16 protein-coding genes are annotated in these 19,686 nt (G+C 36.1%); all 16 read right to left on the bottom strand.

Features of this window, described 5'->3' with window-relative positions:
• Positions 1 to 13: 13 nt before the first annotated feature.
• On the bottom strand, positions 14 to 925 hold the full coding sequence (locus JCM15579_RS14410) for a polysaccharide deacetylase family protein (RefSeq protein WP_054721147.1): 912 nt from the start codon (positions 923 to 925) through the stop codon (positions 14 to 16).
• Positions 922 to 1,998, bottom strand: a complete 1,077-nt coding sequence (locus JCM15579_RS14405) for a GNAT family N-acetyltransferase (RefSeq protein WP_054721146.1) — start codon at positions 1,996 to 1,998, stop codon at positions 922 to 924. The genes JCM15579_RS14410 and JCM15579_RS14405 overlap by 4 nt, the downstream gene beginning before the upstream one ends.
• A 38-nt stretch (positions 1,999 to 2,036) precedes the next feature.
• Positions 2,037 to 3,215, bottom strand: a complete 1,179-nt coding sequence (locus tag JCM15579_RS14400) for a GNAT family N-acetyltransferase (RefSeq protein ID WP_054721145.1) — start codon at positions 3,213 to 3,215, stop codon at positions 2,037 to 2,039.
• Between the two features lie 39 nt (positions 3,216 to 3,254).
• A complete protein-coding gene (locus tag JCM15579_RS14395) occupies positions 3,255 to 4,397 on the bottom strand; it encodes a GNAT family N-acetyltransferase (RefSeq protein WP_054721144.1) in 1,143 nt (380 codons plus the stop codon).
• 102 nt (positions 4,398 to 4,499) lie between these two features.
• Positions 4,500 to 5,672 carry an O-antigen ligase family protein gene (locus tag JCM15579_RS14390; protein ID WP_054721143.1) on the bottom strand — a complete coding sequence of 391 codons (1,173 nt, stop codon included), beginning with the start codon at positions 5,670 to 5,672 and terminating at the stop codon, positions 4,500 to 4,502.
• The gene (locus JCM15579_RS14385; protein ID WP_054721142.1) at positions 5,669 to 6,628 is read right to left on the bottom strand and encodes a hypothetical protein; all 960 of its coding nucleotides are present in this window, start codon (positions 6,626 to 6,628) and stop codon (positions 5,669 to 5,671) included. Before JCM15579_RS14385 ends, JCM15579_RS14390 begins: the two co-directional genes overlap by 4 nt.
• Before the next feature lie 3 nt (positions 6,629 to 6,631).
• The gene (locus JCM15579_RS14380; protein ID WP_054721141.1) at positions 6,632 to 7,837 is read right to left on the bottom strand and encodes an ATP-grasp domain-containing protein; all 1,206 of its coding nucleotides are present in this window, start codon (positions 7,835 to 7,837) and stop codon (positions 6,632 to 6,634) included.
• 19 nt (positions 7,838 to 7,856) lie between these two features.
• Positions 7,857 to 8,621 carry a WbqC family protein gene (locus tag JCM15579_RS14375; protein WP_054721140.1) on the bottom strand — a complete coding sequence of 255 codons (765 nt, stop codon included), beginning with the start codon at positions 8,619 to 8,621 and terminating at the stop codon, positions 7,857 to 7,859.
• Between the two features lie 4 nt (positions 8,622 to 8,625).
• Positions 8,626 to 9,588 carry a glycosyltransferase gene (locus JCM15579_RS14370; protein WP_054721139.1) on the bottom strand — a complete coding sequence of 321 codons (963 nt, stop codon included), beginning with the start codon at positions 9,586 to 9,588 and terminating at the stop codon, positions 8,626 to 8,628.
• 9 nt (positions 9,589 to 9,597) lie between these two features.
• Complete coding sequence (locus tag JCM15579_RS14365; protein WP_054721138.1) at positions 9,598 to 10,782, bottom strand: DegT/DnrJ/EryC1/StrS family aminotransferase; 1,185 nt, start codon at positions 10,780 to 10,782, stop codon at positions 9,598 to 9,600.
• Positions 10,761 to 12,221, bottom strand: coding sequence for an MOP flippase family protein (locus tag JCM15579_RS14360; RefSeq protein WP_054721137.1), 1,461 nt, complete (start codon positions 12,219 to 12,221; stop codon positions 10,761 to 10,763). The genes JCM15579_RS14365 and JCM15579_RS14360 overlap by 22 nt, the downstream gene beginning before the upstream one ends.
• A gap of 12 nt (positions 12,222 to 12,233) precedes the next feature.
• Positions 12,234 to 13,457 carry a non-hydrolyzing UDP-N-acetylglucosamine 2-epimerase gene (wecB, locus tag JCM15579_RS14355; protein ID WP_054721165.1) on the bottom strand — a complete coding sequence of 408 codons (1,224 nt, stop codon included), beginning with the start codon at positions 13,455 to 13,457 and terminating at the stop codon, positions 12,234 to 12,236.
• A 38-nt stretch (positions 13,458 to 13,495) separates the two neighbouring features.
• A complete protein-coding gene (gene wecC / locus JCM15579_RS14350; protein WP_083464698.1) occupies positions 13,496 to 14,782 on the bottom strand; it encodes a UDP-N-acetyl-D-mannosamine dehydrogenase in 1,287 nt (428 codons plus the stop codon).
• A gap of 35 nt (positions 14,783 to 14,817) precedes the next feature.
• A complete protein-coding gene (locus JCM15579_RS14345; protein ID WP_054721136.1) occupies positions 14,818 to 15,342 on the bottom strand; it encodes a UpxY family transcription antiterminator in 525 nt (174 codons plus the stop codon).
• A 720-nt stretch (positions 15,343 to 16,062) separates the two neighbouring features.
• Complete coding sequence (locus JCM15579_RS14340; RefSeq protein WP_054721135.1) at positions 16,063 to 18,321, bottom strand: NADP-dependent malic enzyme; 2,259 nt, start codon at positions 18,319 to 18,321, stop codon at positions 16,063 to 16,065.
• Positions 18,322 to 18,732: 411 nt separating this feature from the next.
• Positions 18,733 to 19,536, bottom strand: coding sequence for a hypothetical protein (locus JCM15579_RS14330; RefSeq protein WP_157471490.1), 804 nt, complete (start codon positions 19,534 to 19,536; stop codon positions 18,733 to 18,735).
• Positions 19,537 to 19,686 lie beyond the last annotated feature (150 nt).

Genomic DNA, 19,686 nt, shown 5'->3' with positions numbered 1-19,686 from the left:
CGATTAAATAATTTTAACTCCCTGATAATTTAGGTTTGAATAGCAATGCTTGCTTTTGCTGCAGCGGCTGAACAAATTTGTGCCAAACCCGAAGCATGCGCGCAATGTTCTCATATTTTCCTCCATTTGAATTGATGGAGACTCTTGGAATCTGGAACTCTGAGATGAAATTCGAATTCAATTCAGGATTCACAGTAAAAGCCATCTTGTAATTATACTTCTTCAGTAAGGCCAAATCTCTTTGGTTATAGTCACCATTGGGAAAGGAAAACGAATTAATTTCAACTGACAACCACTCTTCCAATGCTTTTTTAGATTCACGATACTCAAATTCCAATTCCTCATCCGAACATTTTATGGTAATCGGATGATGATAGGTATGAGATCCAATTGTAATGAATGGATTTTCACTCAAGCGTTTTAATTCTGACAGTTCAATACATGATCTCTTTAATTCATATCTTGCAGCTGCACCTCTAATTAACTGCATCCTACTATGATTTGTCAATTTCTTCAGTTCTTCAACAGATTTAAATTCCTGATTTTCCTCTACCACTTTAGCTGCATACTCCCACCAAAAATTTCCAGTCATTACAGGTCGAACGGGAATAAAGAAAGTTGCTGGTATTTGATATTTCTCAAGAACCGGAATCAATCTTAAATTGCCCTTCCAGCCGTCGTCAAAGGAAATAAAGGCAGTTCTTCCTTCTGTATCTTTCTCTCCACTTATGATCTGAAAATATTCTTCTTCCGAAATGAACCTGAAACCTTTCGAAAGCAAAAAACCGATTATTCCTTCAAAAAGGAAAAGCGAAGGATCGTGAAAATAGATGGATAGTACTTGCTTATCGAACTGCTTTATAGCGGTTTTACCAAATATCAACAGCAATAGGTATCCCAATATGTTGGCAATTAGTTTTTTCATACGAATTCTTCTACTCCTTCAAATTCCTGTTTGGCTTTTTCATCTGATTTCTTTGCTCTATATAAAACAAATGGCTTTGCTATAAATGACTTCAGTCGATTCTGCAGTCCGAAACACATGTAAAATGGCATTGCAGTTTTTGTGAACTGGAATTTATATACATCCATGCCAACTCCGAAAGAGTATTTCTCCTTGTTCAGCGAAAATGACTTTCGAATGTTACAATCCATGCACTGAACACCTACTCCATAAATTCTATAATCGCGATCAAAAGCACAATCAATGGCAATCCTTGCATTATCACAATCTATATTTGCCACGTAGGCAACCGGGTAATCATTAAACTTGGCGAACATCACATGCGACGGAAACTTACTGTAAAGACTTTTATGAAACTTTTCCTTGTTTACATCATCATATACAAAACTTTTTCCATCCAGCATTTTAGATTTGGAAATTCTCTTAATGGTCTCAAAATTAGATGTGTTGATTTCCTCGTAGGACAGACTTAAACGAAATCCATCTTTTTCAATCTTTCGTAAGGTTCTGTCTAACTTCTTCCGAAACTTCTTTGCATAAACCTTTTCAGCAAACTCATTGTAATCTCTGTAATCCGAAATACAAATCATGGGAGCTCCCGAGTATCGATACATTTTAAAGTCTTTTGTCAGAATCGATTTTTTAGGAACATATTTGAAAAAAATGAAATGATAACGAATGTTCTTTTTGATCCAGCTAAGAAGCTGCTTAATAAAACCAGAATCTAATTCTTTGAGTACGATTAAATCATGTCCAATACAAGACCATTGCTGTCCAAGGAACTCAACAAATTCAAGCTTTATACATTTACAAAACTTACGAATTAGCTTAACAAGAGGAATAATGGCAACCAATTGGTTGTTCTCATAAGCAGTAACAATATAAGCTTGCTTCTGATAGCCTATTACATTGTTTTCTACTTTCTCGAAAACCTCATACCAACTATAAATCCATTCGAATCTATTGCTAGGAAAATTTGCTTTATATTCCAGGTTCTCAAGTTCTTTAATTGAAATGGTTTTAAAATTATACATTAGATTTTAGGGTTTAAACTCTTTAGGATAATACCATTCTACATTTCAACTCGCTCAGTAATATTTGTTTTATTATTAGAGGTTTGATGGTTCGGTTTTATTTTTAAGTCTTCCTTGATTCTACTCTTTTGCTTATTCTTTTCTATGATTGCGGATATCTTTTGGTTTTTTGCTAGAATCTCTTTGTCAGTTTTGATCAATCTATACTTAATGTAGGGCAAAGCCAATAAAGATTTCCAACTGATTTTGTAATCAAAACACATAAAAAATTGATCCATATCGTCACAAAACCTGAACTTGTAAGAATCATGTCCCATACCCAATGATAATTTCTTCATCTTATCATCAAATGCATTCCTGATAAAAGAATCTACGCAGTGAATCCCAATACCATATTTTCGAAATCTTCTATTAAAGGATGAGTCAATTGCCAATCGCTTTCCTTGCCAATCAATTGAAGTAGAATAGGCAACAATCTCATCATTGAGCTTTAGCAATATTATCTGAGATGGAAAACTCTCATAAATACTTAAATGAAAGGCTTCTTTTTCGAAGTTTCCATATAAAAAACTTTTGCCATCTATCTCCTTTGATTTTGAGATATGCTTGATCAATTTTAAATTTTCTTTACTAACCGCTCTAACCTCTATAGTATATTCCAAATTTTCTCTTGCCAACTTTCTTGCGGTACGTTTAAGTTCTTCTCTAAACTTTTTGGAGTATACTTCTTTATTAAAATCCTGATATTCTTCATATCGATTTAATTGTACACAAGGAGCTACTGAATAATGAAACAATCGGAAACACTTTACCAATTCGGACTGCTTTGGTATGTACTTTAGAAAAATGATATCATAGGAAATGTTTTTCCTGATCCAATGCCTCAATTCACGATAAAACAGTTTATCAACTTCCTCAATAATCAAAATATCATTCCCTAAGCTAGACCATTGTTGACCAAAAAATTCAAGAAAGGATATGCGAATAAACTTAAAGTATATCCTCACTAATTTTAATAAAGGAATAATCGCAGTTAACTTCTCCTCCTTATAAACAAGAATGATGAAGGGCTTCTTTTTAAACCCAACAATATTGTTTTCCACTTTCTCAAAAACCTGATACCAACTATAAATCCATTCGAATCTACAACTAGGACAATTGGTGTTGTATTCAAAATTTTTGAGTTCTTCAATCGAAATGGTTTGGAAACGATACATTAGAACTTAGGGCATTAAACTTCTTTGCGTATAATAAATCTATATCTCAACACTTTCAACAAAATTGAATTTGTCATTAGAGGTTTTATTATGCTCTGATGCAGTTTTTGCTTGCTGCTTATTTCTCTCCATGACCGCAGAAACATCCTGATTCATTTTTTTTATACGGTAATGAAAATAAGGCAATACCAACAATGACTTCAATCTGATTTTAAAGTCATAGCACATGAAAAATTCTTCAATACAATTGGTAAACTGAAATTTATAGGTATCCATTCCTAATCCGAATGATAATTTTTCAACATTGTCTTCAAATCCACTACGAATTACTTGATCAATACAATGAATTCCAACACCGTATTTTCTGAATCTTCTATCAAAAGCAGAGTCAACACCAATCCTTTGTCCATTAATATCTATCAAAGTACCATAAGCTACAGCTTCACCATTAAACTTTATAAAAACCACTTTTGATGGATTCTGCCTGTATATCTTTAAATGAAAATCTTCTTTGAGTTTGTTTTCATACAAATCACTTTTCCCATCAGTAGTTTTACTTGCCGAGATATTCCTTATGGCCGCTAAACTGTATTCATCAATTTCATGTTGTTCTACCTCCATTTTAAAACCATCTCTTTTAATTCTTCTATAGGTTCTTCGAAGATCTTCTCTGAATTTTCTGGAGTACACATTTAATCGAAATTTTTCGTAATCTGAAAAAGAAGATGTTTGAACAAACGGAGCGCCAGCATATTGATAAAAACGAAACTTAGATTTTAACCTACTATTTGATGGAAGATATTTAAGAAATAAAAAATGATAGGAAATATTTCTTTTGATCCAATAAAACAACGCATCAACAAAACCAGCTTCCAGCTTACCGATTACTATTATATCATGCCCCATTCCCGACCATTGCTGCCCAAGAAATTCAAGAAACTGCAACTTAAAGTATTTGAAATAGGTTCGCGTGAGCCTCATTAAGGGTACAATGGCAACTAACTTATTTCCCTCATAAGCAGTAATGATGTAAGCTTTTTTATCAAGCCCAAAATGATTATCGTTATGCTTTTTGAATGTATGATACCAATCTGCAATCCAAGAAGTCTGAGTCCCCGGAAACTTACTGGAGTACTCAATCTTCTGAAGGTCTTCTAATGTAATTAAACTAAAGCTATACATTTATTTGATCTTATCTTTTGTAGACAGGATATGAGGGTTTCATGTTTTTGTAGATGTCAGATTTCTTTTTAAAATCGATATAACGATTTACCCTTGATTCAATCAAGCTATTCCAATATAAATGGACAGAAATACATCCACCAGAAAATAATTGGCTTGCTGAGTAGCCAAACATGACAGAAACATAAAAAACATCGCCATTGTCAATTGATTGTGACTACTTTCGGCCCCTGCAATGGCCCTATAGAGTGTGATCAGAAATAACATATACAAAATGAAACCAATAATTCCATTGTCAACTAAAGTTTGAATAAATCCATTGTGTGCAAACAAAGGCATGCCATCTTTCTTTTCATATCGTCGTTGCGATTCTTCCATTCCCATACCAAACAAGTAGGTCACAAAATTACTCTGATACAAATTAGTAATGTATATTTCAGCAATTTGCAATCGCCCTGATCCAACTGTTTCATAAGCCGATTTGTCTTCCTGCCCCGCTCGATCATCCATGATCCTTCTTCGAAATCCCTCGTTGGTTTGAAACAATACCGACAAACCAATTGCCATCAGCACTCCAAAAGCAGCAATTTTGCCTAAGTTTTTAAAAGATACTTTTCTGGCAAATAAAACAATAACACCAACCAAAAACATCATCCAACCTGTTCTTGTATAGGTTTTAAAAAGAAAAAACACACCTATAATCAGGATGGGAATCACTATAAGATTCACTTTTAAGTTCCCTCTTTTATTAGCCACAAAATCAAGAAGCACAACACTTGCAACTGCCAGTACTGCAGAGGTATAATGTGGTGCTCCGAGCATTCCAATTAATCCATCAATTTGTGTGTCCTCCATCCACAACATTGTGGTTACTGGTGCAGCAAACACTCCCAAATAGTAGGGTATGTTGCACATGATAAAAAAGGCTGCCATGTAAACAGGCACTAACCTTAACTTTTTTAAAGCACTTGCACTATTAATATTTAGGTAAATCCAATGAACAAAAACCGGTATGGTTAGATACTTTATAAAATTTATAATTGAGTCTACGGGAAACTTAAAGAATGATACATTCACCAAATTCTTAGCTGCAAACAAGTAAGCCAAAACCAGAAAGGCATGCTTTGTTTCCTGACCAACCACTCGCGAGATCAAGAACAACAGTAAAGGCAGTTTCCACAAGTAAACCATCTCCTGTCCACCAACTGTAAATCCTTTTAGGTAAAAGGCTACAAAAAAGATGAGAAACCAAAATGCGATTTCGATATACTTCATTGCTTCAACAATTGTATAATCAATTTACAAATCCTATCCATATCTAATAATCCGTAGCGCTGATCTACAGGAAGTGGAATCAGATATTTGGCCAATTTATATTCTAGTTTATCCGATTCTACATTTTGGATTACACTTGGCCAATAGCTTGCAGTATAGATTTCCTGCAGCATCAATTCTTTTCGTAAATCATCATTTTCCACATAAAAAGGATAAACCATTGGTCCATCAATATCTGCATCATTAATGCTTAAGCCATTGTATCCTTTCAACTTTAAGTGTAGGTATTGAAAATTGCGATTCCTTCTACTTTTAACAGCAGCATAGTCAATACTCGATAGAATTCTGTAGGTTAAATCCGACATCAACTTTATCTCCTGCCCACACAAATACTCTTCATTTCTTTTGAATGCCGGATATCCATCATTAGGACCATTCTCCAGTCTTCGCAACAAGTGCTCACTTCTTTTCCAGGATATCTCTTGCTTAAAATCCATATATGGTGCACTATCGGTACTCAAATAGGCTCCATCGCTTACTCCAAAAAATTTTCTTGCTGAATAAAAGGTATCGAAGCCTTGCACTGGCACTTCAAAAAAAGCCTGAGAATTGTCCACTATTAAATTGTGCATACGCCTTGTCAAAAAATTCACATATCTCCCTTTTAATCCGAAGTAATTGATTACCAAAAAGGCCTCATCCTTTTCTGGATAAATGAGTTGATCTGGTTCCAATTGCATATTAATTGGATACTTCTCATATTCCAGTCCCAATTTTAAAATGGGTTCCATGACTGCATCACAAGAATATTCAGGCAAATAGATTTTTTTATATTCTCGAGCTCTTAGGATGTATTCCAGGCAGTTTCGTCCGGTATTTAAACGAATTAAATTCGGATAGTACTCCGATTCGAATCGGTTTTCCAACTCGAAATATCCACCAATCGCCCTAACCATATCCTATTCGAGTTCAACTGCTATAAATTCTTCAATCTTATCCATCATTTCGTTGCGTATCTCAAGGTTTGGAAATTCAAGTAGCCCAATTCCAACTGTACAGTTCGAACCCTTAAACTTGAAGACATCTCCACCCTTTTCAACCATCAACCTGATGTCAAGAACATAGTCGCTTATATTTTCATGAACCTTAACCGATTTAAATTTTCCATCCCTATTGGAATGAATTACATAAGTTGAATAAAACTTATCAATATCCTTACGGTTGTGGATTCTTGGCTCTTCTCCCATACAAGCATCCACGCTCATTTTTATCATATCAACATTACTGGCACATTTAATGATATCCGGAATACAATTGCCTCCATTTCTCGCACCAATCTCAATCAGGAACACCTCATCATTTTCATCTACAATCACTTCAATATTAAAGCCACCAAACTTTATTTTCAGTAAATCAATAGCTCGCTGCAACTCCGATTGAATTTTAGCATGAATGTGTTCTGGTAACAAGGATGGATAATTAATACTTGAAGGAACAAACGGGTTTACCTCAACATCGTTCCTCTGATCTCCTAAATAGTAGGCAATAATTTTACCATCATAAACAAAAATATCTCCATCCAATTGCGGATATTTCTTTTCAATAAACTCTTCTACAATAAACCTTTTACATTGAGAGAATTTCATGGCATAATCAATTGCCTTATCCATTTCCCAAAAGTCATTTACAGCACTAATCCCTTTACTCCCACTAGAGTCAACTGGCTTTACAATGATAGGATACCTGAATTCATCACTGGAACCCGAAAAGTCTTTCAAACTTCCATAAGCTCCGTACGATGGCGTATTAAATTTCTTTAATCTTAAAAAGCTTTTGTACAAATCTTTTTCAGATAAGGTCTTAACCGACTTGTATGGATTTCCTGGCAATCCCATTTTCTCTGCCACATAAGCTGCTGTAGGTGCTGCAGGATCTGATGCATAAGCCAAAACACCATCTATTTCTAACTTTCGTCCTAATTTTAGAACCCCCTTCAGATCCGTGGTGCTAACATTATAAAACTCATCGGAATATTTGTGTCCAGGATTATCTGGATTATAATCACAAGTAATTACATGAAAGCCCTTGGCCTTTGCATATTTAATGCAAGGAATTTGAAAGGAGGTTCCCCCAAGAATTAGTATTTTTTTTGTTTGGTTTTGCATGATGTGATCAGAAATTAAATCATCCGATTTTGAAATTGTTCAACAATTCTATCACCGCGGCTTTGTCATTAAACATCATTACATCAATGATTGAAAGATATGGAACAAAATCATTTTCAAATTGCTTATAATTAATCTTTCCCGATTCTATAAAGCCCAAATCTATGCCATGCTTTGCAAAATAATCTTTGTGGTAAAGAGATTTTCCTCCAACCGGATTGATATAGGTATCACAAGCAAGCCTTTTACTGATACTAATCAATCTATTGGCTTTTTCTTGTCCTCTTGTTTCACGAAACTCTTCGGATGATTTCATCCAGTTCAAATCCATATTCAAATACCTGTAAACCGCAAGAATACTTACAATGGCAAGGTCTCCTATATTTGAATAATCCCCAACAAACACAGATTCTATTACCTCCATAACATCTTGGTAATAGGGTGCTTTTGTGTATGCTAACTTTAGTTGATAACGAAATTTTTGAATAAACAATTGCTTTTCTACCAGCTCAATTTCATTGATGAGTCTGTTTTGACTTGCTTTTTGCAAAGGAATGGTAAACATGAACTCCTTTCCATTCACCAGTATTTGATTTCTGTTGATCCAGCCGCGTTTAATAAAATTTACATCATCGTAAAAAACTACATTCTCAACAGCGCGAAGCAATTGAAAATATCCCAAATAAGGAAATACATAAGGTTGAATAATCGCAACACTTCCAGGAAGTGGAAATTCGCAGATTCTTGCCTGATTCTCCAATTTTTGATACAAACTTGATCTCATGAAATCAAACTACCATTTTAAGTTTGTTACGAGTAGCATATACAAAGCAATACAACGGATCGAATATTGGATATTGCGAAAGCATCAAATACGGAAAGCTTTCTCCAACCGATGAATCCTTAAAATACTGAAGACACTTTTCTCTCAACCCCTCATCCTTCAAGAAGATGGCAAACTTTAACAATTCACGATGATACATCTTGTTGATAAATGGTTCTAAATCTTCACATCCAAACTTCCTGATGTAGTGTCTCTTAATATCATATCGATCGCTAAAGAATCTAAAATCTCCCATCACATCTAATCCATGAGTAGCAGAGGTTCCATGAATACGATAGGTAATGGTATCATCGGCCAAATAATGAACTTTCATCCTGGCTGCAGATTCTATCCACAAAGGATAATCACCCATTCTCCAGTTGTGCTTCCTGATTGGTTCTCCAATTCGAATGGTTTGCAACAAATCATTTCGCATGCAAACTGATGCTGTGGCAATGTGATTTCCTCTTATCAAATCTGAAAGAACGTTTCCACTAGGTAGATTTTTACCATCCCTAACTCCTTTTAAAAATTTATCTCCTTTTTGACATGAAAAATTGGTATGCACCAATCCATAATCCGGATTTGCTTCCAGAAAATCAACCTGCTTTTGTAATTTATATGGATCAGTCCAATAATCGTCACCCTCACAAAAAGCAACATATTTCCCTCTGCAAGCATCATCAGTTCTCTGATCATTACGTGTTGCACCTACATTTTGCTCACTTGTTATTACTCGAATAATATCAGGATATTTCTCAGCATATTCTTGGATTACATCCATTGTTTTATCCGTACTACAATCTTCGCCGATAATATATTCGAAATCAAAATCTGTTTTCTGATTCAAGATTCCTTCAATACACTGAGCAATGTATTTCTCGTGATTGTAGGTTATGGTTTTTACACTTACCAAAGGCTTATCCATAAGATACGTTTATTTTTCTTTTGGGAATTTTCTTTTCTCCTTATAGGTTTTCAGAACCTTTACTGGTACTTTATTTGAATCAACTTGTACCATTTCTGAAATAATGGAAATGATCAAATCAACAATTTCGTCTGCCAAATCAGGATACAAAGGCAAGCAAATAATCTGCCTTGACACTTCATAGGCAATGTCTAAACCTTTGGCCGAAGGCAAACCTCTATAGGTTGGAAACTCACTTATTAATGGGTAAAAATATCTACGTCCATAAATTCCATGTTTCTTTAATTCTTCAAACAAATCATCTCTACTTCTGCCATATTCCGACTCATCAATGAATATTGGAAAATAAGAATAATTGTAATCCACCTCCTGTGGTTCATCCAAATACCTTACTCCAGGAATATTATCTAATCCCTGTTTGTACTTTTCTGTGATATGCTTTCGTCCATCAATTACCGTATCAAAATATTTCAATTGTAACAATCCATAAGCCGCCTGTAATTCGTTCATCTTAGCATTAATCCCCGGAGCAATTACTGTAGTTTCGTTCGCAATTCCAAAATTCTTAAGGTAATCCAATCGCTTCTTGGTCTTGATATCATGACAAATAATCGCTCCACCTTCAATGGTATTGAATACCTTGGTAGCATGGAAGCTAACAATTGATAAATCTCCATAATTCAGAACACTTGAACCCTTTAATCGAACACCAAAGGCATGAGCTGCGTCATAGATTACCTTTAGACCATAGTAATCTGCTAAATCTTGAATCTTGTTTACCTCACAAGGATTACCATACACATGAACCGGAAGAATGGCTGTAGTCGCCGGTGTTATGGCAGCCTCAATTCTCTCTGGATCCAAATTGCAGTAATCAGGCTCTATATCTACAAAAACAGGTTTGATATCGTTCCACCATAATGAATGCGTTGTGGCCACAAAGCTATAAGGTGTGGTAATTACCTCTCCCTTTATTCTTAAACACTGTAGCGCAGCCATTAAAGCCAAGGTGCCATTTGCAAACAATACAACATAGGGAACTCCCAGGTAGTTTGCCAAAGCCTTTTCAAATTCCTGATGATATTTTCCATTATTGGTAAGCCACCTGCTATCCCAAATGTCAGCCAATAAAGGAATAAACTCGTTAAGAGGTGGCAATTGAGGTCTTGTTACTAATATTTTACGTTTTTCCATCTTCGTGTCGGTATAATTTCTTTAAGAATTAAAATACCATCGCTAACTGCTTCTTGTTTTGTAGCACAAGCCAATAGTAGGTATGTTCCGATACCTGCCAGTATCTGAAAAGAGAGTGAAAGAATCTGATTTTGTATTAACCAACCAATAGTCATAACTGCGGCAGTCACAAGAGTGATTAAAAAGGTTTGACCAACGTCTTTAATTTGGTTGATGGTTGAGTAGAAAATTAATTTCCCCGTATAATATGCATTGATAAAAAAACTTATGAAAGAGGTTACTATTTGTCCAACAATTAATCCCATAATTCCCCATTGCAAACCAATAATAATTGCCATTACAACAAACACTTTTTTAATGATTTCCAGGTAGAGAAATAAATCTGATCGTCCTTTTACCTTAAGAATATTCAAGTTTGATGAGTGCAATGTGTAGATCATACCTGCAATACACAAGAGTTGAAAATAAGGAACAGAGGGCATCCATTTTTCACCCAAAACAATTGAGAACAATGGTTCAGCCATTACAGCCAATCCAATCATCAATGGGAAATTGATAAAGACCAAAAGCTTAATGAGTTTTCTAAACCCCATTCGAAGGCGTTCATCCTCATCTTGAATTTTTGAAAAAGCAGGAAATGTAACGTTGCCAACAACCTGTGCTAATGTAGCAACGGGTACTTGCTGAAACTTTTTGGCCTGATCGTAAAAACCTAATGCTATAGCAGAGAACATTCTACCAATTACCAGCAAATAAATATTTTCAAATGTCTGACTAATCAATCCTGACAACAACAACTTCGATCCAAAATTGAATAAACCTTTAAATGATTTGATTGAAAATACCAAACTTGGTCGCCAGGAACTCTTGATCCAAAACAATAGGGTTCTAAATACATATATACCCATTACCTGCGCAGCCAAAGCCCATACTCCAAAGTTCAATAATGCCAAACTAATTCCCACTATTGCCGACAGAATATTTGCTGCTACAACAACTTGTGCAATGGCTTTAAAATTCATGTCGATCTTGAACTTTACGAATTGAATCAAACCAAAAGAGTTGACCACCAAAATCAAACAAACTACTCTTGTAAGATCCACTAATTCAGGAGTTCTAAAAAAACTAGCAATCAAAGGAGCTGCAAAAAACAATATCAGGTAAAGAACAATTCCTATGCTAATATTAAAGAAGAATACCGTTGAAAAATCTGTCTGATCAGCATTCTTTTTCTGAATCAAAGCATTATCAAAGCCACTATCAATAAAGGCCTGCGATATCGCAATAAAAATGGCAAGCATTCCAAGTAAACCAAAATCTCGAGGCTCTAGCAACCTGGCCAAAATAATTTGCGATATCAAAAGAATGAATTGACTACCAAACTTTTCTACAAAGCTCCAGAAAACACCCTTAATGGTCTTACTCTTTAATTCAGACATGCATATGTAAAACTAGGCAACAATACGTTCCCGAATGGATGATGCTTTTTTCAACTCCTGTACAATCCTGATGCAAGCTTTCCCATCACCATATGGATTGATGGCCTGAGCCATTTTTCGATAAGTTGCATCTTCATGGAACAACAAATCAACCGATTCTATGATTTTCTGAGAATCCGTACCAACCAACTTTACTGTACCTGCGGTTAAAGCTTCCGGTCTTTCCGTTGTATCCCTCATCACAAGAACTGGTTTGCCCAAGAATGGAGCTTCTTCTTGTATGCCTCCCGAATCGGTAAGTATCAAGTAAGATAAGTCCATCAAGTAAACAAATGGCAGATAATCAATCGGATCAATCAAGAAGATATTGTTATTTGAGTTGCCTTCTGAATCTGCACCTTGTCCTAGAATTTCATAAACTGGTTTTTGAACATTGGGATTCAAATGAACCGGATATACAAAATCTACTTCAGGATGTTTCTCAGCTAAAAACTTAATTGACTCACATATATTTAGAAATCCTCTTCCAAAATTTTCCCTTCTATGTCCTGTAATCAATACCATTTTGCGGGTTCGATATACCCACTCGGCAACTCGACCTGTAGAAATTCCTTTGGCTTGCAAAACATTCACGATATCCATAACCACTTTCGAAGAGCGATGAATTTTTGTAAGTGTAAGCTGAAGCGCATCAATCACAGTATTGCCAGTAACCACAATTCTGCTTTTTGAAATTCCTTCATCCATTAAATTCTTTTGTGCCATTATGGTTGGTGCAAAATGCCATTGAGCCAAACGACCTGTTATTTGTCGATTAGCTTCTTCGGGCCAAGGAGAATACAAATTATTGGTACGCAAACCTGCTTCGATATGAGCCACAGGAATTTGCTGATAATAAGCTGCCAACGCCGTTGTGGATGATGTGGTAGTATCGCCATGAACCAGAACCAAATCAGGATCTGCCACTTTCAATACATCTCTCATACCTATTAAAACACGGCTGGTAACATCGTATAAATCCTGTCCTGATTTCATGATTTGCAAATCATATTCAGGTACGATTTCGAAAAGATTCAACACCTGATCTAACATCTCGCGGTGTTGCCCTGTTACACATACTATGGTTTCAAACTGTTCCGGATATTTCTGAAACTCCTTAACCAAAGGTGCCATTTTAATGGCTTCTGGCCGAGTACCAAAAACCAACAATACTCTATATTTATTATTATCACTCATTTTCTTAATCATTAGATGGTAAAAAAGTAGTAGCCGTATTATCTTAACTTCTTCCTTTTGTTCTCCTTTGGCTTAGGAATTTCAACAGGAATTTCATTAAAGATTTTCTCCTGATGATTGGTAACTCCGCAGAAATCGAGAATTACTTTCTCATCAGAAAATGGAAGGTTTTTGAACTCATTGTGTGCCACCAAATAGACAATCATATCGGCCATATCAAAAGCAATCTGGTAATCCCAAATCTGGAAGCTTGAATGTTCTTCAATATTAGGCTCAACAATTAAGTAATCATCCTGTTGCGATTGCGTAATTTTATTGGAGATATACATGGCTGGCGATTCTCTTAAATCATCGATATTTGGTTTAAAAGCCAACCCCATTACTGCAATTTTGGGTTCATACCCGCGATCTAACTGAAACTGCAATCGTGCATTTTTAATTTTCTCTACACACCAAAATGCCTTGTAATTATTGATTTCACGCGCTTTACCAATGATTTGACTTTCCAAAGGATATTCAGAAACAATAAAGTAAGGATCTACAGCAATACAATGACCACCTACTCCACAACCCGGACTAAGGATATTTACCCTTGGATGCTTGTTGGCCAATTCAATCAACTCCCAAACATTAATTCCTGCCTTTTCGCAAATCACCGATAATTCGTTGGCAAATGCGATTTGTACGTCGCGAGAAGAATTCTCAACCAGCTTACACATTTCGGCGGTTCGAGAGTTTGTTTTGTGAAGTTCACCTACCACAAAGTTTTGGAAGAATTCGCATGCCATTTCGGTCGACATTTCGTCAATCCCACCAATTACCCTATCGTTGTGTTCCAACTCGTAAATGATATTCCCTGGCAGCACACGCTCCGGACAATAGGCGATGAATATTCGATCTTCCAGCTCAGGGCGCTTGGTATATATTAAATCTCGAACCTTCTCGGTAGTTCCAACTGGTGATGTGGATTCTATAATGAATAAATCGCCTTCTTTTAATACCGGAATTGCTGCCTTAGTGGCATCCAATACATATGAAATATCGGGTTCGTGGTTTCCCTTAAAAGGAGTTGGAACCGCAATGGTATAAACATCAGCTTCCTGAACTTCGGTATGAGCGGAAAGCAAATTGTCTTCTACAACCTGATGCACCAACTCATCTAAATCGGGTTCTACAATAATGATTTCACCCAGATTTACTGCCTCTACTACTTTTGGATTTACATCAACTCCTTGCACACGAATCCCACTTCTAGCAATAAGTGAGGCCGTAGGAAGTCCGATATACCCCAATCCAATTGTGGTAACTACTTCAAACTTATTCATAAAAAATTCTGATTTCTGCGATACCGTAACCAGTATCAAGCGACGGGTTGAACTTGTTTAATCTTGTCTAACGAAATATCAGTATAAACACAAGTTCCCAAAGAATCGAATCGGATAACAATACGATCCTTACCTTTTATTTGTATGATCTCGCCCTTAATTCCTTTTAAAGGACCACCCATTATTTCTACCAATTCTCCTTTTTCCAGATTCTCATGACTTAAATCTACTTTACGATTTTCATCATCCAGAAAAATTCGAAGAGCCTGAATCTGATATTCAGGTATAGGCACAGCTTTGCCACCGAAAGTTACATATCCAACAGCGTAAACAGAATTGATTACGTCGTAATACTCCCTTTCACTGACTTTCACAAACAAATAAGATCGAATCAATGGTTCTTCAACCCACTTGGTTCGATCGCTCCACTGACGAAGCTCTTTTTTTAAAGGAAGGTAGCACTCAATGTTTTTGGAGCACAATTCTTTGTACAGCCTCTTTTCTGCACGCGATCTGGTATAAATCGCGTGCCAAAGATAAGGCCTATTTAAAGCTTGCATGGTTGATTGAGTTTAAGGTTTATACTTGTGAAAAAGATCCGCCTCTAAAATGATTTTGGTTGAAGGGTGGTTGAAGCCCTAATATCATTTTATCAGCGTATAGCGCTCTGGTTATATTATATGATGTCTCGGCACAGCTTCGCTTCCTCGGTCACAGAAAACATTTATGCCGATTCATTTTTTACGCATTAAAATTCGAAAAAGCTCAAGGCTTTTCCTGGGCGAATGATAGTTGGTTTGGGTAGTAATTAATTTCATTACATAAAGCTGGGTCGTATCTTCATGTAAACCGAAAAAATACCATACTTTTCTTTCTCGTATTTTTAAAACGGTAAATAAAATTTCGTAAGATTTTATGAGTTGAACAAATATACTTCCTCATTACTTAGATTGAGTCTAAGTAATTTTGGTAAGAGTACATTCTCGCATGATCAACTTGCACTTTCGCCTGACTACCAATAGATAAGAAAAATTAAACACATTAGGTTGTTTTATTTTTTCTTAAACCATATGCGTATTAACAATTATTAAACCCTCTATTTATCACGACTTTAGGCTGTTTATCTATAATATCCTTCAAACGAAATACAGACTGATTGAAAACAAAAACCTGTTAGAAGTAGATATTCCAACAGGTTTAAATAATCTTAACAGACCTAATTAGCTCACTCTTTCAGGAATTGCAACCTAAAGCAATCCCTGATTTACAATTCTCACATCTTATTGCGCATCTACTACGGCAATGGTTACCATGTTTACAATCTCACGAACCGAACTCTCCAATGGTACAATATGAATGGATTTATTCATACCCAAAAGAATTGGACCAATGGCCTCGGCACCACCAATCTCCTGCATCATCTTATAAGCAATATTACCAGAACTCAGATTTGGGAAAATAACCGTATTCACCCTTCGCGAACCCAATTTTGAGAAAGGAAACATTTTCGTTCTTAACTCAGAATTTAAAGCAAAGTTCATTTGGATATCACCATCTACCATTAATTCCGGATATTCGTGATGTAGCATCTCAACTGCCTTTTGCACTCGAATCGGACTACCTTCCCGAATTGAACCGAAATTGGAATAAGAAACCATTGCAATCACAGGTTCAATATTAAACTTGCGAACCGCTTCAGCCGTAAGCAATGTGGTATCCACCAGAGTTTGAGCATCAGGGCGCGGATTTACAGTTGTATCCGAAAAGAATATTGGCCCTTGCCTGGTCATCAACAAATACATACCAGCAATGTGATTGATATCTGCTTTGATCCCAACCGTTTGAATTGCAGGCCTAATGGTATCGGCATATTTGGATGTTGAACCGCTAATAAAGGCATCAGCCTCACCCGTTTCTACCATCATGGCTCCAAAATAATTTCGATTGGTCATTTTATCCACTGCCTCGTTGTAGGTAAGTCCTTTTCTGTTGCGCTTTTGGAACAATATTTTTGCGTACTCTTCCCTTCTTGATCTCTCTTCATCCCCTCTCCAATTGATGATTGGAACACCATCCAAATCCAAATCATTCTCTTGTATTACTTTATGGATGTACTCAGGATTACCCAATAATATTGGAACTGCAATACCCTCGTGAAGAACTGTTTGTGCAGCTTTTAACACCTTAAAATTACCACCTTCGGCGAATACAACACGTTTCGGATTTCGTTTGGCTTTGTCAGTCAAAGCTCGCAGCAACTTGTTGTCCCTACCCAACCTTTGCTCCAACTGGTTCTTGTACTCGTCCCAATTTTGAATTGGAGATTGTGCAATGCCCGAATCCATTGCAGCTTTGGCCACAGCAGGAGCAACCACAGTTAGCAATCGTGGATCAAGAGGTTTCGGAATAATATAATTCTTACCATAGCTAAGATTCATTTCGTGATAAGCCGTATTCACAATATCAGGAACATCCTCTTTTGCCAATGTTGCCAACGCTTTAACGGCCGCAATCTTCATTTCCTCATTAATGCCCGTAGCTTTAACATCCAATGCTCCACGGAAAATAAATGGGAATCCCAATACATTATTTACCTGATTGGGATGATCCGATCGACCGGTTGCCATTATCAAATCCTTTCGTGTTTTCATTGCCAGCTCGTAGTCGATTTCAGGATTAGGATTGGCCAGTGCAAATACAATGGGTCTATCAGCCATTTTTTGCACCATACTTGGTTTAAGCACATTAGCTACTGATAATCCCAAAAACATATCGGCACCATCCAAGGCATCCTCCAAGGTCTTCACATTAACTGATGTAGCAAATTCCTTTTTAATATCACTTAAATCGGTGCGAGATTTATGAATTACCCCTTTGCTATCGAGCATGATGATGTTCTTTTTCTTCACACCCAATGCGATGTAAAGGCGAGTGCAGGCAACAGCCGATGCTCCTGCTCCATTCACTACAATTTTGATATCGCTTAGTTTCTTCTTTTGTAACTCAACGGCATTCAACAATCCTGCTGCCGATATAATTGCAGTACCATGCTGATCATCGTGCATGATCGGAATATTCAACTCCTTTTTCAACTGATCTTCTATGGCAAAACATTCTGGTGCCTTGATGTCTTCCAGATTAATTCCTCCGAAAGTAGGAGCAATTCCTTTTACAATTTTAACAAACTCATCTACATTCTTACTGTCTATCTCAATATCAAACACATCAATATCTGCAAAGATTTTAAACAGCAAGCCCTTCCCCTCCATGACTGGTTTACCTGCTTCGGCACCAATGTCGCCCAAGCCTAAAACAGCAGTACCATTCGAAATAACAGCCACCAGGTTACCCTTGGCGGTGTACTTGTAAACATCTTTTGGATTTGCCTCGATTTGCAGACAAGGCTCTGCCACCCCTGGAGAGTAAGCAAGCGATAAATCCAATTGTGTAGAATGTGGTTTGGTTGGGATCACCTCGATTTTCCCGGGACGTTTGCCTTCATGATACCGAAGTGCATCCTCTTTGGTAAATTTTGCCATGATAAGTGTTAGTTAGGGGCAATTGGCTTAGACCAATTGTTGATTGTTAGTTGTTTTTTGCTTTTGGGTGGAATACCCTTTTAGAGGACTAATAGACGAAGCTATGAGGTACACTCGTAAAACGACTCAACTTCACGGTCCTTTCTTAGGTGGGTTTTACTCTATTAAAATTCCGATATTCTGCCATCAATGGAAAGATGTAAATTCATGTTGTTCAACATGGTTTAAGAAAAACCTCAGCCTAACCCTCTCCTTAGAAGAGAAGCTCGGGGATGAGATGGGTTGTAAACACAAAAAAACCGTCAAAGAATCAAATCCTGTGACGGTTTTTAAAGCTATATTTTCAATATATGCTAAGCATCTTTAAGATGCTAAGCATGTTCTCAACAGATTTTACCTTAAAGCAAAAGCCTATCTAAGATCTTTTTCAGCTTCCAAAGTAGCCTTTCTAATTTCCTCAATAAACTCTTTCATCCTTAAAGAATCAATTACACCATCAGAAATGACTTTTAATGAGTCTGAAAATTCTTTAATATCATATTTCCATTCCTCATTAATAGCAAACTCAAATGCCAAATGATCAATACACTCTCCTCCACATTTGTCGATACTAAAAGATGGATTATTCAGAATAAACTTTTTTACATACACTCCCATGATCTCTCGCAACGCTCCATCTGATCGTGAGCACAAATATTCAAAACACTTATAATACAAAGGAGTTAATTCTCCACTCTTTTTCGTTAATGTTTCCAATAAGTTAAATGTTATCTCATCATCAGATGGGTATATTTTTCCATCACAAAAATCAACTACAATAGAATCAATCATTTCATTATTTAGATATAAAGAAATAGGTTGGTCATAAATAATTCGATCTTTAAAATATGCTTTAATTTCAGTCAGTTTATGCATTTTTTTCAATGCATAAATACTATCAGCATTATTCAAAGGTTGCTCCACCGCTACTTCTTGAATTACAGCTTCTAACTTTGGAACAACAATAACAGAATCAATTGTCTTTTTATGATTTGCGACCTTTTCTTGTTTATTATTTGATTTACAAGAAACAAGCATGCATATTAAAATGATAGGGATAAATCTCATATGTATTTTTATACAGCGTAACAATTTAAGTACACTTATCACAAGTGTTATACAGATCTCTAAATTAACCATATAAACAAAAACACCCAACACCAAGAAACTATCCATCCTCGTTCCAAATAAGCTCTACACAAAACCACTCCATCAATTCGCACTTAACGGATAAAACTCATAATAACTTCATTTACCAAAACCTTTAATCAGAATTAAAATAAACTTTATCACTAATATAAAATCACTTACAACACTTTTTTCACA

The organism is Marinifilum fragile JCM 15579, assembly GCF_001310955.1.
GTDB lineage: Bacteria > Bacteroidota > Bacteroidia > Bacteroidales > Marinifilaceae > Marinifilum > Marinifilum fragile.
The sequence above is the reverse complement of the archived record's forward strand: the minus strand, read 5'-3'. Positions and strand labels throughout refer to the sequence as shown.

Bases quoted from the DNA above. Each gene is read 5' to 3' on its own strand.
- JCM15579_RS14410 (WP_054721147.1), bottom strand. From the start codon at position 925: ATGAAAAAACTAATTGCCAACATATTGGGATACCTATTGCTGTTGATA.
- JCM15579_RS14405 (WP_054721146.1), bottom strand. From the start codon at position 1,998: ATGTATAATTTTAAAACCATTTCAATTAAAGAACTTGAGAACCTGGAA.
- JCM15579_RS14400 (WP_054721145.1), bottom strand. From the start codon at position 3,215: ATGTATCGTTTCCAAACCATTTCGATTGAAGAACTCAAAAATTTTGAA.
- JCM15579_RS14395 (WP_054721144.1), bottom strand. From the start codon at position 4,397: ATGTATAGCTTTAGTTTAATTACATTAGAAGACCTTCAGAAGATTGAG.
- JCM15579_RS14390 (WP_054721143.1), bottom strand. From the start codon at position 5,672: ATGAAGTATATCGAAATCGCATTTTGGTTTCTCATCTTTTTTGTAGCC.
- JCM15579_RS14385 (WP_054721142.1), bottom strand. From the start codon at position 6,628: ATGGTTAGGGCGATTGGTGGATATTTCGAGTTGGAAAACCGATTCGAA.
- JCM15579_RS14380 (WP_054721141.1), bottom strand. From the start codon at position 7,837: ATGCAAAACCAAACAAAAAAAATACTAATTCTTGGGGGAACCTCCTTT.
- JCM15579_RS14375 (WP_054721140.1), bottom strand. From the start codon at position 8,621: ATGAGATCAAGTTTGTATCAAAAATTGGAGAATCAGGCAAGAATCTGC.
- JCM15579_RS14370 (WP_054721139.1), bottom strand. From the start codon at position 9,588: ATGGATAAGCCTTTGGTAAGTGTAAAAACCATAACCTACAATCACGAG.
- JCM15579_RS14365 (WP_054721138.1), bottom strand. From the start codon at position 10,782: ATGGAAAAACGTAAAATATTAGTAACAAGACCTCAATTGCCACCTCTT.
- JCM15579_RS14360 (WP_054721137.1), bottom strand. From the start codon at position 12,221: ATGTCTGAATTAAAGAGTAAGACCATTAAGGGTGTTTTCTGGAGCTTT.
- wecB (WP_054721165.1), bottom strand. From the start codon at position 13,457: ATGAGTGATAATAATAAATATAGAGTATTGTTGGTTTTTGGTACTCGG.
- wecC (WP_083464698.1), bottom strand. From the start codon at position 14,782: ATGAATAAGTTTGAAGTAGTTACCACAATTGGATTGGGGTATATCGGA.
- JCM15579_RS14345 (WP_054721136.1), bottom strand. From the start codon at position 15,342: ATGCAAGCTTTAAATAGGCCTTATCTTTGGCACGCGATTTATACCAGA.
- JCM15579_RS14340 (WP_054721135.1), bottom strand. From the start codon at position 18,321: ATGGCAAAATTTACCAAAGAGGATGCACTTCGGTATCATGAAGGCAAA.
- JCM15579_RS14330 (WP_157471490.1), bottom strand. From the start codon at position 19,536: ATGGATAGTTTCTTGGTGTTGGGTGTTTTTGTTTATATGGTTAATTTA.